This is a genomic window from Micromonospora sp. NBRC 110009 (assembly GCF_030518795.1).
Lineage (GTDB): Bacteria > Actinomycetota > Actinomycetes > Mycobacteriales > Micromonosporaceae > Micromonospora.
Map to the genome: position 1 here is coordinate 1,265,215 of NZ_CP130427.1, position 14,725 is coordinate 1,279,939.

Sequence of the window (14,725 nt, forward strand, 5' to 3'; positions counted from 1 at the left end):
GAAGCGTCACTGATGGTGCCGCTTTTGCGTTGCGGCGAGCACGGCCGCGGCCTTTGGCGTCATTCCCGCCGCGCGCAAGACCCGGCTTACGGCCGCCAGCGTCGCCCCGGTGGTGACGATGTCGTCGAGCAGCACCACCGGCCCGTCCACCGGCGCCCCGCCGACCCGGCGCAGCCGGAAGGCGCTGTCGGCCGCGGCGGCCCGGCCCGCGCTGTCCAGTTCGACCGAGTCCGGCCGGGGCAGCGCCCGCAGCGGCCGGAGCACCCGAACCCGCCAGCCGGCCGCCCGCAGCCGGGCCGCCGCCTGACCGGTCAACCGGCCCAGGTGGTCGCCGTAGCGGGCCCGGGCCGCCCGCGCGGTGTCCGGCACCGGCACCAGGGTCACCGGCCGGGCCGCGCCCGCCGCGGCGGCCACCACCTCGGCGAGCAGCGCTCCCAACGGCCGGGCCAGCCCGTGCCGGCCCCGCTCCTTGTACGCCAGCAGCCCCGCCCGCAGCGCCCCCGCGTACGGACCGAGGGCGACGCAGGGCGGCAGGTCCGGCGGGGCCGGGTCTGGACGGGTGGGCGCGGGACGCAGCGACGCCAACTCACCGACGCAGCCCGGGCAGAAGCCCTGCCGTAGGCCGGCGACGCGCTCGCCGCAGCCGGCGCAGCCCGAGGGCAGCACCGGATCGGTCAGGTCCGACCAGAGCCCGCCCAGGTCCGGCACCGGCACCTCTCAGTAGAGGAAGAACGGGGCGCTCGGGTCGGACGGCTTGGCTCCGGCCGCGACGTCCCGCACCTGCGCCCGCTCGATCTCGGTGAACGGGTTGTTCCGGTATGCCCTGGTGGCCTGGTACATGAACGAGTAGGACGGCAGCGCGCCGGACGAGCCGCCCGGGAAGGCGGCAAGGTGGGACACCGGCGCACCGGTGTCGCTGTTGAGCGGGAACTGCACCGCCCCGTCGACCGTGGTCTGGTAGATGGCCGGCTGGCGCCCGTCGTTGCCGGCGAAGACCAGATAGTTCTCCGCGTACCAGTCCACGGCGGTGAGCTTGGTGAGCCGGGTGGCCAGCCGGCGCGGCTTGCCCACGGTGACCACACCACCGTCGGCGCTCACCGGCGCGACGTAGAGCTCGCCGCTCATGATCAGCGCGATCCGGTGCCCGTCGAGCGAGGCGGCCACCGCGGTGACCGGACCGGACAGGTCGTCCACCGGGCTCATCCCGGCCGCGCCGTCGAAGCGGTAGAGCGTGCCGTCCGCCACCACCAGGCCGGACGGGTGCTGCACGTCGGCGGAGCGGAGCCAGACCGGGCGGCCGATCGAGCGGAAAAGCCGAGAGCTCCGGTTGTCGACGGTCACCTCACCGCGGCCGGAGCCGACCTGCAAGCGCTGCTTCTGGTCCGAGCGGGTCACCAGCGCCGCCAGCACCTCGTCGCCGGCCCGACTGAGCGCCGCCGACACCACGTTCCGGTTGTCGGCGGCCGCCACCGGCACCGCGCCGACCGGCTCGTTGCCGATGGCGAGCGGATGGATCGCCCCGCCGTAGACGCAGAACCGCTCCGGCGTTCGCAGGTTCGGGTAGAGCGGATGGGCCTCCCGCTCCTGCCCCAGGTCGACGGTGCGCCGCTGCTGGTTCTGGATCTTCAGGTCCAGCTGCCCGGTCAATTCCTGCAGGGACCAAGCCAGCTGGGTGGCGAGCTTGGCGAGCCGGTCGTCGTAGGCCGCCGGCATGGTGAGGTTGACCTCCCAGCGATCGTCGGAGCCGGTGACGTTGTTGATCAGCCCGGTGCCGTCGGGCACCTTGGTCACCCCGGAGGCCAGCCATTCGGACGGGCCGCCGGTCAGCCACCGCACCACCTCGGTGACCCGCCGTTCGGCGGGGACCGCGCTGGGCAGGTAGCGCCAGTCGGGCACCAGCTGGCTCTGGTCGGAGTTCCAGAAGTAGACGGTGTACGTACCGTAGTACTGGCGCAGCGCCTCGTCGGTGAGCAGCAGCACGTTCGGCAGGTCGGTGATCAGCAACCCCTGAGTGCCGGGATCGGCGCGACGGAGCTTGAACTTGTACTCGACGTCCCGGCCCGCCGGCTCCTCCAGGGTGCCGTCTGCGCGCAGCACCCCGACCTGCTGCGCCCGCACCGTCACCTGCCAGGTGCCCTGATTGGTCAGCAGTGTGGTCTCCGGGGACTCCAGCAGCCGGACCACGGTCAGCTCGACCTCGCTGCTCTGCTTCTTCCGCAGCCGGCCCTGGGCCTCCTTGGCGATGAACTTCTTGACCCGGTCGTACGCCTGCTCCCGCTCGCCCGCCGCCGCGGCCAGGTATTCGCGGATGAACTCCTTGGGGTCCTCGGTCGCGCTGCGGGTCGGCGGTTGGCCGCCACTGCCGTTGAGCGAGCCAGACTCGACCGCCGGCCCCCGGCCGTCGACCTGGACCTCGGTGCGGTCGGGGATGCCGCAGCCGGCCAGCCCGGCGGGCAGCAGCGCGCCGGCCAGCAGCACGGTCAGCAGACGGCGCCTCACGACGTCACCTCGGCCCGGTCCGCGCCCTCGGCCGGCCCGATGGCCAGTGTCCCGGCGCCGCTGCCCGGCCCGATGGCCAGCAGGCCGCCGTCGCGGGGGCCGCCGAACGGCAGCGCGGCGTCGGCCGGCACCAGCCGCAGCGGCGAGGTGGTCAGCCGATCGCCGGACCGGGCCGGCAGGGTCAGCCGGAACTGGGCGCCCTGGCCGGGGGCGCCCCAGGCCTCCAGCCAGCCGCCGTGCAGCCGGGCGTCCTCCAGGCTGATCGACAGGCCGAGGCCGGTGCCGCCGGTCTGCCGGGCCCGGGACGGGTCGGCCCGCCAGAACCGGTTGAAGACCAGCTTCTCCTCGCCCGGCTTGAGCCCGACGCCGTGGTCCCGCACGGTGATCGCCACCGCGTTCTGGTCCATCCCCAGCGTGATCCGGACCGGCTTGGCCTCGCCGTGCTCGACCCCGTTGCCGACCAGGTTGCGCAGCACCCGCTCGACCCGGCGCGGATCCACCTCGGCGATCACCGGCGTGTCCGGCAGGTCCAGCTCGAGGGCCACCCCGACCCGCTCGGCCAGCCCGCCCAGCCGCTCCGCCACCCGGTGCACCACCGGCACCAGGTCGGTCGGCTCGGAGTCCAGCACGGCGAAGCCGGCGTCGAAGCGGCTGATCTCCAGCAGGTCGGTGAGCAGCTCCTCGAACCGGTCCAGCTCGGCCTGGAGCAGTTCGGCACTGCGGGCCACCGCCGGGTCGAACTCGTCCCGCTCGGCGAAGATCAGGTCGGCGGCCATCCGGACCGTGGTCAGCGGGGTCCGGAGCTCGTGCGAGACGTCCGAGGTGAACCGGCGCTGCAACCGGGACATCTCCTCCAGCCGCAGGATCTGCCGCTGCAGGTTGGTCGCCATCTGGTTGAACGAAGCGGCGAGCAGGGCCAGGTCGTCCTCGCCGTTGACCACCATCCGCTGGTCGAGCAGGCCGGCCGAGAGCCGCTGGGCGGTCCGGGCGGCCACCCGGACCGGGGTCACCACCAGCCGGGTGACCAGGGCCGCCAGCAGGCCGAGCAGGAGCACCAGGGCCGCGCCGGTGGCGACCACGGTGGCCCGGGCGTCCGCCGCGGTGGCGTCCTGCCGGGCCAGCGGTACGAGGTAGTAGAGCTCCACCTGCCCGAACCGGGTCGGCACCGGCGAGCCGTACACGAGGTACTTGGTGCGCTCGCCGCCGAGCGTGCCGGTGCGGACCTGGTGGGCCACGTTGCCGGCGGCGACGGTGGCCCGCAGCTCCGACCCGATCAGCGGGCGCACCTGCACGTCCGGCGAGGTACGCGGCTGGATGGTCCCGGTGAAGTTGTCCGCGGTGATCGCCACTACCACGCCGTTGGTCTGCGCCGGGTCACCGCCGGCTAGGTAGTTGACCGTCCCGTCGATGGTGTCCTGGAGCTGGGCCTCCTGCGGCTGGCTGTAGAGGCTGAACTGCTTCGACGCGTACTCGCTGCCGTTGCGCAGCCGCCCCAGGACGTCGGTTTCGGTGTTCTCCAGCAGGATGCTGGTGATCTTGTCGGCGATCAGGTAGGCGAACCCGCCCACCAGCAGGCTGGAGGCGACCAGCGTGATGGTCACCACACGCACCTGCAGCGACCGCCGCCAGGTCTGGTGGACGGCGCCGGCCAGCCCGGCGACGTGCGCGGCGAGGGCGCGCCACAGCGCCCGCGCGGCGCGCCACAGCGCCCGCGCGGCGCGCAGCCAACGGGACGCGGGGGTCGGGGAGTCGGGGGGCGGGGAGGTCACCACAGTGTGACCAGGCTATCCGGTACCAGCCTTGTAGCCCACGCCCCGCACGGTGAGGATGATTTCCGGTCGCTCCGGATCCGGCTCGATCTTGGCCCGCAGCCGCTGGACGTGCACGTTGACCAGCCGGGTGTCGGCGGCGTGCCGATAGCCCCAGACCTGCTCCAGCAGCACCTCGCGGGTGAAGACCTGGCGCGGCTTGCGGGCCAGCGCGACCAGCAGGTCGAACTCCAGCGGGGTGAGCTTCACCTCCTCGCCGTCCCGGGTGACCGTGTGCGCCGGCACGTCGATGGTGATCTGGTTGCCGGGCGGGCCGATGGTGAGCAGCTCCGGCGCCACGTCCTCGCCCCGGCGCAGCCGGGCCCGCATCCGGGCCACCAGCTCCTTGGGCTTGAACGGCTTGACCACGTAGTCGTCGGCCCCCGACTCCAGGCCGAGCACCACGTCGACGGTGTCGCTCTTGGCGGTGAGCATGACGATCGGCACGCCGGACTCGGTCCGGATCGCCCGGGCCACGTCGATGCCGCTCATCCCGGGAAGCATCAGGTCGAGCAGGACGATGTCGGGCCGACTGTCACGGAACGCGGCCAGTGCCCGTTCCCCGTCCGCGACGAAGGAGGGCACGAAGCCCTCGCTGCGCAGGACGATGCCGAGCATCTCGGCGAGCGCGGGGTCGTCGTCGACCACCAGTACCCGGGCTCTCATGGGGTTTATCGTTCCATCCCCGTTCGGTTAGGAGGGTTCGGCGTTATCACGGCACGGTACTGCGGCGCGCGGTCCCGCACCACAGGTGCGGACCCGGACGCCCGCGTGGCGCGCCGCGGGCCCGCGGGTCAGCCGGCGCAGGACCGGCCGTGCAACCATGATCTCCCGGCGGTGCCCCCGCCCGCCACCACGAGCCCGCCCGCCAGGAGTACGCGTGCCCGACGTCGGCCCGACCGCCGTGCTCCCGCGCCGCCCGCTGACGGTGGGCGAGCTGCTGGACTCGGCCGTCCTGCTGCTGCGCGGCCAGGCCCGGCTGCTGGTCCCGCTCGGTGTCCTGCTGGCCCTCGGCGAGCAGGTGCTGCTCCACCCGCTGCGGCTGCTGGCCGGCGCGCGGCCGCCGGAGTGGCTGCCCGCCGACGACCGGTTCGGCGCGTACTGGCTGCTGCTCGCGGTGGGAGCCGGCACCGAGGCGTCGATCATCGCGCTGCTCGGCAACCCGGCCGCGCGGGGCGCCGGAGCGGCGCTGCTCGGCCGCCGGGCCGGCCTCCGGGAGCTGCTCCGCGGCGCCCGCTGGGGAGCCACCCTGCTGGTCGCGGCGGCGGTCGGGCTCACCGTGTTCCTCGCCGGGCTGGCCGGCCCGGCCTGGTTCGTCGCGTACGGGCTGCTCGGTGCCGCCGTGCCGGCGCTGGTCGTGGACCGGGTGCCGGCGTACCGGGTGCCGGGGCGGGCGCTGCGGCTGGCGGTACGCGGGGGCCTGCGGGCCGCCGCCATCCGGCTCCTCGGCTACCTCGGCTGGTGGCTGATCCGGCTCGGCATCGGTCTGGGCGGCTACCACGGCCTGGGGCTGCTGGGCCTGTTCGACGTCAGCGCGTGGGCGCTGCCGGTCGCCACCGTCTGCTGGGTGGGCGTGAACGCCGCCGCCTACCCGGCGCTGGCCTGTCTCGACGCGGTGCTGCACCTGGAGACCCGGATGCGCACCGAGGGGTTGGACATCCGGCTCTCCCGCGCTCCGGCCGACACCCCCGAGGCCGTCCTGCTGGCGGTCCCCCGGTGAGCCGGTGGTGGACCGAGGCGGTCGCCGCGCTCGGGGACGCCCTGCCGCTGCCGCTGGCCGCCCTGCTCCTGCTGCTCGCCGCGGTGCTGGCGGCGCTCGGCTGGTACTTCTTCCCGGCCTGGGTGCCCCGCCGGCTCCCCCGCCCGCACCTGCCCCGACTCCGCCTGCCCCGACTCCAGCGGCCTCGGCTGCGGCTTCCCCGGCTCCGGCTGCGGTTGCCGAGGCGGCGCCGGGCCCCGTCGGCGCAGACGCCGGCCCTGGTGCCCGCGCCCCGGGCGGCCGAGCCGGCGCCGGCTGGCCACACCGGCCTCGCCGACCGGCTCGCGGCCGAGGGCCGGTACGCCGAGGCGGTCCGGGAGCGGCTGCGCGACATGGTCCGCGAGCTGGTGACGCGGCGGGTGGTGGAGCCCCGTGCCGGGCTGACCGTCACCGAGCTGACCACGGCGGCCGCCCAGGTGCGGCCCGGGGTGCGCCCCGCCCTGCACGCCGCCAGCACGATCTTCTCCGACCTCTGGTACGCGCAACGGCCGGCCACTCCTGAGCACGACCGCCGGATGCGTGACCTCGCCACCGACCTGCACCGCGAACTGGCCGGAGACGGGGAGGGCCGGTGACCGCCACCCTCGACCGGCCCCGCCCCGCCGCCCCGGCCCGGCCCGGACGGCGCCGGCACCGGGTGCTGATCCCGCTCGGGCTGGCCGGGCTGCTCATCGTGGCCACCCTGGTGTGCCACGCCGTGGACCAGCCCGACCCGGCCGACCGCGGCTTCCTCTCCCCGGTCGCCACCGGCGACGACGGCGGCAGCCGGCTGGCCGAGGCGCTGCGTGGGCAGGGCGTGACGGTACGCCGGGAGAGCGACACCCTGCGGGCCCTCGCGGCCGCCGGGCCGGGCCCGACCACCCTCTTCGTCCCGGCCCCAGAGCTGCTGCGCCCGGCCACCGTCGCCGCCCTGACCGACGAGCTGCCCTCCGGCAGCCGGCTGGTGCTGGTCGACCCGTCCCGGCGGGTACTGGAGGGCCTCGGCCTGCCGCTGCTCCCGGCCGAGCGTCGCTGGGCGACCCGGGTCACCGCCCCCGACGCCGACGGCCGCCCGTGCCCGCTGGCCGAGGCGACCCGGGCCGGCACCGCCGCCGCCGACCGTCAGCGGTACGCCGCCCGGGGCAGCGGGACGGCCGGCCGCTGCTACGCCGGCGGCCTGGTCCGGGTCCCCTGGCGCGTCGAGGTGGTGGTGATCGGCGCCAGCGACCCGTTCCGCAACGACCGGATCGACGAGTGGGGCAACCGGGCCCTCGCGACCGGCCTGCTCGGCGGCCCCCGCCCGCTGGTCTGGCTCGACCTGCCCGGCCCGGCTCCGGGCCCGAGCTGGTCACCGACGCCGGCCGACGGCGGCCCGCATGAGCGAACCGGCGGCTCGGGCGGCACCCGGCAGGACCGGGCGGAGGCCCCGTCGAGCTGGGACAACCCGCTCTGGGACGCGTTCCCGGCCTGGTTCTGGGCGATGCTGGTCCAGCTCGCGCTGGCCGGGCTGCTGGTGGTGCTCTGGCGGGCCCGCCGGCTCGGCCCGCCGGTGGCCGAGCCGCTGCCGGTGACCGTCCGCTCCGCGGAGACCGTGCTCGGCCGGGCCCGGCTCTACCGGCGGGCGGGTGCCCGGGCAACGGTGGCCGAGACGCTGCGCACCGCCGCACGGGACCGGCTGCTGCCCCGGCTCAACCTGCCGCCCGACACCCCACCCACCGAGGTGACCGCCCGGGTCGCCGCGCACACCGGCGCCGACCCCGACCGGGTGGCGGAGCTGCTGCACGGCGCCGCGCCGACCACCGACCGGGAGCTGCTGGAACTGGCCCGCGACCTGGACACGCTGACCCGTACCGTCGTCCATCCGACCGAAGGAGACACCCGGTGACCGGACCCGTCATCGCCGCCGCGCCGGCCGTCGCGCAGCCCGACGCCCGTGCCGCCCTGCACCGGCTGCGCACCGAGGTGGCCAAGGCCGTCGTCGGGCAGGACGCGGTGGTCACCGGCCTGGTGATCGCCCTGCTCTGCCGCGGGCACGTGCTGCTGGAGGGCGTACCGGGGGTGGCCAAGACGCTGCTCGTCCGGACCGTGGCCACCGCGCTCGACCTGGCATCCAAGCGGGTCCAGTTCACCCCCGACCTGATGCCCGGCGACGTCACCGGCTCGCTGATCTTCGACCCGCACACCGCCGCGTTCACCTTCCGGGAGGGGCCGGTCTTCACCAACCTGCTCCTCGCCGACGAGATCAACCGGACCCCGCCGAAGACCCAGTCGGCGCTGCTGGAGGTCATGGAGGAGCGGCAGGTCTCCGTCGAGGGCGAGCGCCGCCCGCTGCCCGAGCCGTTCATCGTCGCGGCCACCCAGAACCCCATCGAGTACGAGGGCACCTACCCGCTGCCCGAGGCGCAGCTCGACCGGTTCCTGCTCAAGCTGACCGTGCCGCTGCCCAGCCGGGACGAGGAGCTGGGCGTGCTCCGCGCCCACCACGCCGGCTTCGACCCGCGTGACCTGCGGGCGGCCGGCGTACGCCCGGTGGCCACCGCGGCCGACCTGGCCGCCGCCCGGGAGGCGGTCCGCGCGGTGTACGTGGCCGAGCCGGTGCTCGGCTACATCGTGGACCTGTGCCGGGCCACCCGGCTCGCCCCGGCGCTGGAGCTGGGCGCCTCACCCCGCGGCGCCACCGCGCTGCTCAGCACCGCCAAGGCGTGGTCCTGGCTGGCCGGGCGGGACCACGTCACCCCGGACGACGTGAAGGCGGTCGCCCGGCCCACCCTGCGGCACCGGCTCCGGCTGCGCCCCGAGGTCGAGCTGGAGGGCATGACCGTCGACGCGGTGCTGGACGCGGTGCTGGCCACCGTGCCGACGCCGCGATGACCTGGCGGGCGGCGCTGCTGCTCGGGGCGGGCGCGGTCACCCTCCCGGCCTGGCCGGCGCCGTTCCTCGGCGTCGCGCTGATGACCGGCGCGGTGCTGCTGCTGGTCGCCCTCGACTGGGCCCTCGCCGCGCCGCTGCACGCGCTCACCGCCACCCGCACCGGGGACCGGGTGGTCCGGCTGGGCGGCACCGCGACCGTCACCGTGCACCTGACCAACGCCTCCGGTCGTACGCTGCGCGCCCAGGTGCGCGACGCCTGGGTGCCCTCGGCGGGCGCCCGGCCCGACGTACCGCCCGGCCGGCTGCTCACGGTCGAGCCCGGCGGCGTCGCCACGCTGCCGGTCCGCCTCACCCCGGTCCGCCGCGGCGACCGGCCGGCGCGGGTGCTGACCGTGCGCTCCCTCGGGCCGCTGCGGCTCGCCTTGCGGCAGCGCACCGGCCGCCCCGACACGCCACCGTGGACGCTGCGCGTGCTGCCCCGGTTCGACTCCCGCCGGCACCTGCCGGAGAAGCTGGCGAAGCTGCGGGTCATCGACGGCGTCCAGGTCACCCGGGGGCGTGGCCAGGGCACCGAGTTCGACACCCTGCGCGAGTACGCGATCGGCGACGACGTGCGCTCGATCGACTGGCGGGCCAGCGCCCGCCGCTGCGACGTGCTGGTGCGCACCTGGCGACCGGAGCGGGACCGGCGGCTGGTCTGCGTGCTGGACACCGGTCGCACCTCGGCGGTACGCGTCGGCGACGAACCCCGGCTGGACGCCGCGATCGACGCGGCGCTGCTGCTCACCGCGCTGGCCGCCCGGGCCGGCGACCGGGTCGACCTGCTTGCCGCCGACGCCACCCTCCGGGCCAGGGTGACCGGCAGCGGCCGGCCGGCCCTGCTGGCCCGGCTGGTGGACGCGGTCGCCCCGCTCCAACCGGCGCTGGTCGAGACCGACTTCGAGCTGATCGCCGGGGAGGTGCTGCGCCGGGAGCGGCAGCGCAGCCTGGTGGTGCTCTTCACCGCCCTGGAGGCGGGCGCCCTCGGCGAGGGGCTGCTGCCGGTGCTGCCCCGGCTGGCCGCCCGGCACCGGGTGGTGATCGCGGCCACCCACGACCCGGTGCTCACCGGGCTCACCGTCGCACCGCCGGCCGGCCCGGACGACCCGTACGCCGCCGCGGCGGCCTGGCGGGCCCTGGCCGAGCGGGACCGCATCCGGACCGCCCTGGCCCGGCACGGGGTGACCGTGGTGGACGCCCCCGCCGACCGTCTCGCCCCGACGGTCGCCGACACGTACCTCCGCCTCAAGTCCCTCGGCCAGCTCTGACCGGTTCCTGGGTGGGCGGCTCCGCCAGCGGCGGGCGGGTGGCGGCGCGGCGGCCGAGGAGGAGGGCGTACGCCAGGAAGCCGAGCCAGACCGTGGCGCCGACGGCCACCCGGACGGCGATCGGCAACGGCGCCGGGGTCACGAACGCCTCCAGCAGCGCGGAGATCGCGAAGAGCCCGACCAGGCCGACGGCCACCACGATCGCGGACCGGCCCGCCTCGGCGACCGCCCGGCCCCGGCTCAGGTGGGCCGGCGGCGCGATCCACGCCCAGCCGGTACGCAGCCCGACCCCGGCGGCCACGAAGATGCCGGTGAGCTCCAGCAGCCCGTGCGGGGTGATCAGACCGAAGAAGACGTCGGCCCGGCCGTACGAGATCATCACGCCGCCGACCACGCCGACGTTCAGCGCGTTCTGCCAGAGCAGCCAGAACACCGGCACCACCAGCACTCCGGAGGCGAGGCACTGCGCGGCGATCCAGGCGTTGTGCGTCCACAGGTGGAACGCGAAGGTCGGCGCCGCGTACTCGGTGTAGTAGCCGGCGAAGCCGGAGTCGACGAGGTCGGCGGCGGCGTCCTCGCCGATGAACGCGGCGGCGGTGTCCGGGTGGCCGGCGACGAACCAGATGAGGAAGCCGCTGAGCGCGCTGAACCCGGTGGCCACCGCGCACCACCACGGCCAGGCCCGGTAGAGGGCGGCCGGCAGGTCGGCGAGGAGGAACCGGCGTACCGCCGCCCAAGACGGCCGGGACCGGCCGGTGATCCGGGCCCGGGCGGTCAGCACGAGGTGCGACAGCCGGTTGACCAGCGCCGGGTCGGGCGAGCGGCTGCGCAGCACGGAGAGGTGGGTGGCGGCGTGCTGGTAGAGCGCGACCAGCTCGTCGACCTCGGCCGAGTCCAGTTTGCGCCGGCCGGTCAGCTGCTCCAGCCGCCGCCACTCGGCGCCGTGCGCTGCCACGTACGCGTCGAGATCCACACGTCCTCCCCCGTCCGGCGCCCATAGTGTTCACTGTCCGGGTGCGCGCGCAACCTCCCCCACCGGCGTCGTGGGCCGATGCCGGTCTGGTCAGCGGCGAGGCGGTCGAGCTCGACGTCCGAGCGGCCCGGCTGGGTTCCCGGGTGCTCGCCCTGCTGATCGACCTGCTGGCCCAGCTGGTGGTGGCGCTGCTGCTGTCGACCGTGCTGTCGACGCTGCTGCTCCTGCTGCCGGGCGGTCTCTTCGACGCCGCCCTGTCCGGGGCGTTGCAGACCGTGCTGCTGGTCCTCGTGCTGGTCGGCTACCCGGTGCTGATGGAGCGCTTCGTCGGCGGCCGGACGCTGGGCAAGCTGGCCGTGGGGCTGCGGGTGGTCCGCGCCGACGGCGGTCCGGTCGGGGTCGGCCAGTCGCTGACCCGGGCCCTGGTGGGGGTCGCGGTGGAGTGGCCGGGCCTGGTGCTGCCGCTGCTGAGCTGGGCGGCGAGCGTGACGGTGATGCTGAGCGACCCGCGCGGGCGCCGGCTGGGCGACCTGGTCGCCGGCACGCTGGTGGTGCACACCCGGGGCGCGGGGGTGTGGCGGCCCGTCCCGCCGGCCGTGCCGCCGCTGCTCGGCTGGGCGGCGACCCTCGACCTGAGCCGGGTCGACGACGGGTTGGCGTTGGCCGTCCGGCAGTACCTCGGCCGGGTGCACCAGCTCAGCGAGCCGGACCGGACCCGGCTGGGCCGGGAGCTGTGGGCCGAGGTCGCCGCGGTCACCTCGCCACCGCCTCCGTGGGCCGCGCCCGAGCCGGCGTACCTCGCCGCGGTGCTGGCCGAGCGGGGCCGGCGCGCGGCGTACCGGCTGGGGCGGACCCGGGCGGTCACCGCCGCGCTCTGGCCGGAGCTGGCCCCGCCGCTCGCGGTCGTGGCGCCGGTCGCCGTCCCGACCTCGGTGGCGTCGGCCCCGACGACGCTGCGGCCCGCCGCGCCGGCGGCCGCCGTCCCCACCTGGCCCGATCCGGTACGCGGACAGCGCGCACCGGTCGACGCGGAGCGCTGACGGTCAGGAGAAGAGCGCGCGGCCCCACCAGTCGGCCGCGTCGCGGACGCCGGGCGGGCAGGCGAAGATGCCGCTGGAGACGTGCCGCAGGTATTCGTTCATCGCGTCGTTGCGGGAGAGCCGGGTCTGAATCGGCACGAACTGCTTGCGCGGGTCCCGCTGGTAGGCGATGAAGAAGAGCCCGGCGTCGAGCCGGCCCAGCCCGTCCGAGCCGTCCACGAAGTTGTAGCCGCGGCGCAGCAGGTGCGCGCCGTTGTTCTGGTTCGGGTGGGCGAGCCGGACGTGCGCGGTCTCGGGGATCACCGGCTCCGCGTCGTCGCCCTTGGCGGCGAAGTCCGGCTCGTCGAACTCGGCGCGCTTGCCCAATGGCGCGCCGCTGCCCTTGGTCCGGCCGACGATCTGCTCCTGCTCGGCCAGCGGGCTGCGGTCCCAGGTCTCGATCAGCATCCGGATCTTGCGGGTGACCAGGTAGGACCCGCCGGTCATCCAGTCCTCCCCGTCGCCCGGCTGGGCCCATAGCTGCTCCCGGAGCAGGTCGGTCTCCTCGGCCTTGAGGTTAGCGGTGCCGTCCTTGAAGCCGAACAGGTTGCGCGGGGTGGCCTGGTCGCGCGAGGTCGACGAGGTACGCCCGAAGCCGAGCTGCGACCAGCGGACGCTGACCACACCCATGCCGATCCGGGCCAGGTTGCGGATGGCGTGCACCGCCACCTGCGGGTCGTTGGCGCAGGCCTGGACGCAGATGTCCCCGCCGGAGATCTCCGGCTGGAGCGCGTCCCCGGCGAAGTGCGGCAGGTCGGCCAGGCCGGCCGGACGCTTGCCGGCGATGCCGAACCGGTCCCGGCCCTGCGCGTCGCGGAACAGCGTCGGGCCGAAGCCGACGGTGATGGTGAGCTGCGACGGCGGCAGGCCGAGCGCCTCACCGGTGTCGTCCGGCGGGGCCTCCGGCACGCCGTCGACCGCGCCGATCAGGCCGGCGTCCTTGCCGGCGGTCATCCGGGCCGCGGCGGCGGTCCACTCCTGGAGGAGCTCGACCAGCTTCGCCCGGTCCTTGGTGATCACGTCGAACGCGACGAAATGCAGCCGGTCCTGGGCCGGGGTGGTGATGCCGGCCTGGTGCTCGCCGTGGAACGGCACCGCCCCGGCGGCCACGTCGTTCGCCGCGGCCTGGTCGCCGCCGCGGACCAGGGCGGTGGCCCCGGCCGCCACCCCGGCCACGCCGGCGACGCCGACCCCGGCCAGGGTGATGGCCCGCCGCCGGGACAGGCTGGTCCCGCGCGACGCCGGCGCGGTGCTCGGCTCGCTCATCGCGTCACCTCCGGTCCCGGTCGTCATCGCGTGACGGCCGCGGCCACCTTGCTGACCGGCTCGGCCAGCGCGTTGATGCTGTCCGACAGTTCCTTCAGCTCGGCCTTGCTGAGCTGGGTGTGCAGCTTCCAGCCGTCACCGGCCCGGTGCTTGCCGAGCGTGGTCTCGACGTTGGCGAACTCGGTGTCGAGCTGCTTGACCAGCTCGGGCGCGCGCTGCTCGAGGGCCGGACGCAGCGCGGCGATGGCCGCCTTCGAGCCCTCCAGGTTGGCGTTGAAGTCCCAGAGGTCGGTGTGCGAGTACCGCTCCTCCTCACCGGTGATCTTGCCGCTGGCGACCTCGTCGAGGAGCGCCTTGGCGCCGTTGGCGAGCTGCAGTGGGGTGAGCTTCTCGGCGTTGGCCTTGGCCACGATCGCCTTGACGTCGATGAGGAGCTGGTCGGCGATGGCGCCGTCCTTGCTGACGTCGCCGGTGGTCCACAGGTCCTTCTCGATCCGGTGGAAGCCGGTGAACTGCATGCCCTCCTCGACGACCTCCTCGCGGCCGTCGATCTTCGGGTCGAGGTCGCCGAAGCTCTCCGCGACCGGCTCGATCCGCTCCCAGTAGGTGCGGGCCACCGGGTAGAGCGCCTTGGCCTTGGCCACGTCGTTGGCCTTGACCGCGGCGACGAACTCCTCGGTCTTGGTCAGCAGCGCGGCGGTCTGGCTGTTGACGTAGCGCTGGTAGCTGTCGGTGGCCTGGCTGAGCACGGCGTCCGGCGCCACGGACGCGGCGGTGCCGCTGACCTTCAGCGCGCCCCGGATGCCCCGGCCGCTCATCCCCGGCTTGCAGGCCGTCTCGTACGTCCCGGCGGGCAGCTCGACGTGCAGCTCGCGGCTGAGCCCCGGGGCGATGTTCTCCACCTCGCCCATCACCCGGTCGCCGGCGGCGTAGACGTAGAACTCATTGACCTTCGACCCGGAGTTGGTGATCTTGAAGGTCACCTGGCCGGCGTCGATCGCGGTGCTGCCGACCTCGCAGGCGCTGTCGGTGGCCTTCACGACGATCGGCCCGCCGGCCGTCGCGTCCGGCTTGTCGTCACCGCCGCCGCACCCGGCGAGGCCGGCGACGGCGAGCATCCCGGCGGCGGCGGGCACGACGAATCGAGTGGTACGCATCGGTGCTGGGTCTCCTCAGGAAACGGG

At 75.3% G+C, this 14,725-nt stretch carries 13 protein-coding genes; 6 read left to right on the forward strand and 7 right to left on the reverse strand.

The window, feature by feature from the left end:
• Window positions 1-6 precede the first annotated feature (6 nt).
• The 4 genes from Q2K19_RS05975 to mtrA are packed head-to-tail and all read right to left on the reverse strand — an operon-like array spanning window position 7 to window position 4,973.
• Window positions 7-708 carry a ComF family protein gene (locus Q2K19_RS05975; RefSeq protein ID WP_302768269.1) on the reverse strand — a complete coding sequence of 234 codons (702 nt, stop codon included), beginning with the start codon at window positions 706-708 and terminating at the stop codon, window positions 7-9.
• 9 nt (window positions 709-717) lie between these two features.
• Window positions 718-2,499: an LpqB family beta-propeller domain-containing protein gene (locus tag Q2K19_RS05980; RefSeq protein WP_302768270.1), complete on the reverse strand. Its 1,782-nt coding sequence runs from the start codon at window positions 2,497-2,499 to the stop codon at window positions 718-720.
• A complete protein-coding gene (gene mtrB, locus Q2K19_RS05985; protein WP_446839766.1) occupies window positions 2,496-4,223 on the reverse strand; it encodes an MtrAB system histidine kinase MtrB in 1,728 nt (575 codons plus the stop codon). The genes Q2K19_RS05980 and mtrB overlap by 4 nt, the downstream gene beginning before the upstream one ends.
• A gap of 60 nt (window positions 4,224-4,283) precedes the next feature.
• Window positions 4,284-4,973 carry an MtrAB system response regulator MtrA gene (gene mtrA / locus Q2K19_RS05990; protein WP_302768272.1) on the reverse strand — a complete coding sequence of 230 codons (690 nt, stop codon included), beginning with the start codon at window positions 4,971-4,973 and terminating at the stop codon, window positions 4,284-4,286.
• Between the two features lie 214 nt (window positions 4,974-5,187).
• Here mtrA and Q2K19_RS05995 point away from each other — a divergent pair, with 214 nt between their 5' ends.
• From Q2K19_RS05995 to Q2K19_RS06015, 5 genes are read left to right on the forward strand one after another with little or no spacing between them, the layout of a single operon-like run.
• Window positions 5,188-6,027 carry a hypothetical protein gene (locus tag Q2K19_RS05995; RefSeq protein WP_302768273.1) on the forward strand — a complete coding sequence of 280 codons (840 nt, stop codon included), beginning with the start codon at window positions 5,188-5,190 and terminating at the stop codon, window positions 6,025-6,027.
• Window positions 6,024-6,641, forward strand: a complete 618-nt coding sequence (locus Q2K19_RS06000; RefSeq protein ID WP_302768274.1) for a DUF4129 domain-containing protein — start codon at window positions 6,024-6,026, stop codon at window positions 6,639-6,641. Before Q2K19_RS05995 ends, Q2K19_RS06000 begins: the two co-directional genes overlap by 4 nt.
• Window positions 6,638-7,930, forward strand: coding sequence for a DUF4350 domain-containing protein (locus Q2K19_RS06005; RefSeq protein ID WP_302768275.1), 1,293 nt, complete (start codon window positions 6,638-6,640; stop codon window positions 7,928-7,930). The genes Q2K19_RS06000 and Q2K19_RS06005 overlap by 4 nt, the downstream gene beginning before the upstream one ends.
• Window positions 7,927-8,916 (forward strand): AAA family ATPase, encoded by a 990-nt coding sequence (locus Q2K19_RS06010; RefSeq protein ID WP_302768277.1) that lies wholly within the window; start codon window positions 7,927-7,929, stop codon window positions 8,914-8,916. The genes Q2K19_RS06005 and Q2K19_RS06010 overlap by 4 nt, the downstream gene beginning before the upstream one ends.
• Window positions 8,913-10,223, forward strand: a complete 1,311-nt coding sequence (locus tag Q2K19_RS06015; protein ID WP_302768278.1) for a DUF58 domain-containing protein — start codon at window positions 8,913-8,915, stop codon at window positions 10,221-10,223. The genes Q2K19_RS06010 and Q2K19_RS06015 overlap by 4 nt, the downstream gene beginning before the upstream one ends.
• On the opposite strand, the gene Q2K19_RS06020 is transcribed toward Q2K19_RS06015, so the two are convergent.
• A complete protein-coding gene (locus tag Q2K19_RS06020) occupies window positions 10,201-11,196 on the reverse strand; it encodes a stage II sporulation protein M (RefSeq protein WP_302768279.1) in 996 nt (331 codons plus the stop codon). The two genes, Q2K19_RS06015 and Q2K19_RS06020, sit on opposite strands and share 23 nt — an antisense overlap.
• Before the next feature lie 41 nt (window positions 11,197-11,237).
• Here Q2K19_RS06020 and Q2K19_RS06025 point away from each other — a divergent pair, with 41 nt between their 5' ends.
• Window positions 11,238-12,236, forward strand: a complete 999-nt coding sequence (locus Q2K19_RS06025; protein WP_302768281.1) for an RDD family protein — start codon at window positions 11,238-11,240, stop codon at window positions 12,234-12,236.
• A gap of 3 nt (window positions 12,237-12,239) precedes the next feature.
• Here Q2K19_RS06025 and efeB read toward each other — a convergent pair whose 3' ends face one another.
• Together efeB and efeO are read right to left on the reverse strand one after the other, a co-directional pair.
• A complete protein-coding gene (efeB, locus tag Q2K19_RS06030; protein ID WP_302768283.1) occupies window positions 12,240-13,541 on the reverse strand; it encodes an iron uptake transporter deferrochelatase/peroxidase subunit in 1,302 nt (433 codons plus the stop codon).
• 23 nt (window positions 13,542-13,564) lie between these two features.
• Window positions 13,565-14,698: an iron uptake system protein EfeO gene (efeO, locus tag Q2K19_RS06035; RefSeq protein WP_302768285.1), complete on the reverse strand. Its 1,134-nt coding sequence runs from the start codon at window positions 14,696-14,698 to the stop codon at window positions 13,565-13,567.
• Window positions 14,699-14,725: the final 27 nt, after the last annotated feature.

Bases quoted from the DNA above. Each gene is read 5' to 3' on its own strand.
- mtrA (WP_302768272.1), bottom strand. From the start codon at position 4,973: ATGAGAGCCCGGGTACTGGTGGTCGACGACGACCCCGCGCTCGCCGAG.
- Q2K19_RS06015 (WP_302768278.1), top strand. From the start codon at position 8,913: ATGACCTGGCGGGCGGCGCTGCTGCTCGGGGCGGGCGCGGTCACCCTC.
- efeB (WP_302768283.1), bottom strand. From the start codon at position 13,541: ATGAGCGAGCCGAGCACCGCGCCGGCGTCGCGCGGGACCAGCCTGTCC.
- efeO (WP_302768285.1), bottom strand. From the start codon at position 14,698: ATGCGTACCACTCGATTCGTCGTGCCCGCCGCCGCCGGGATGCTCGCC.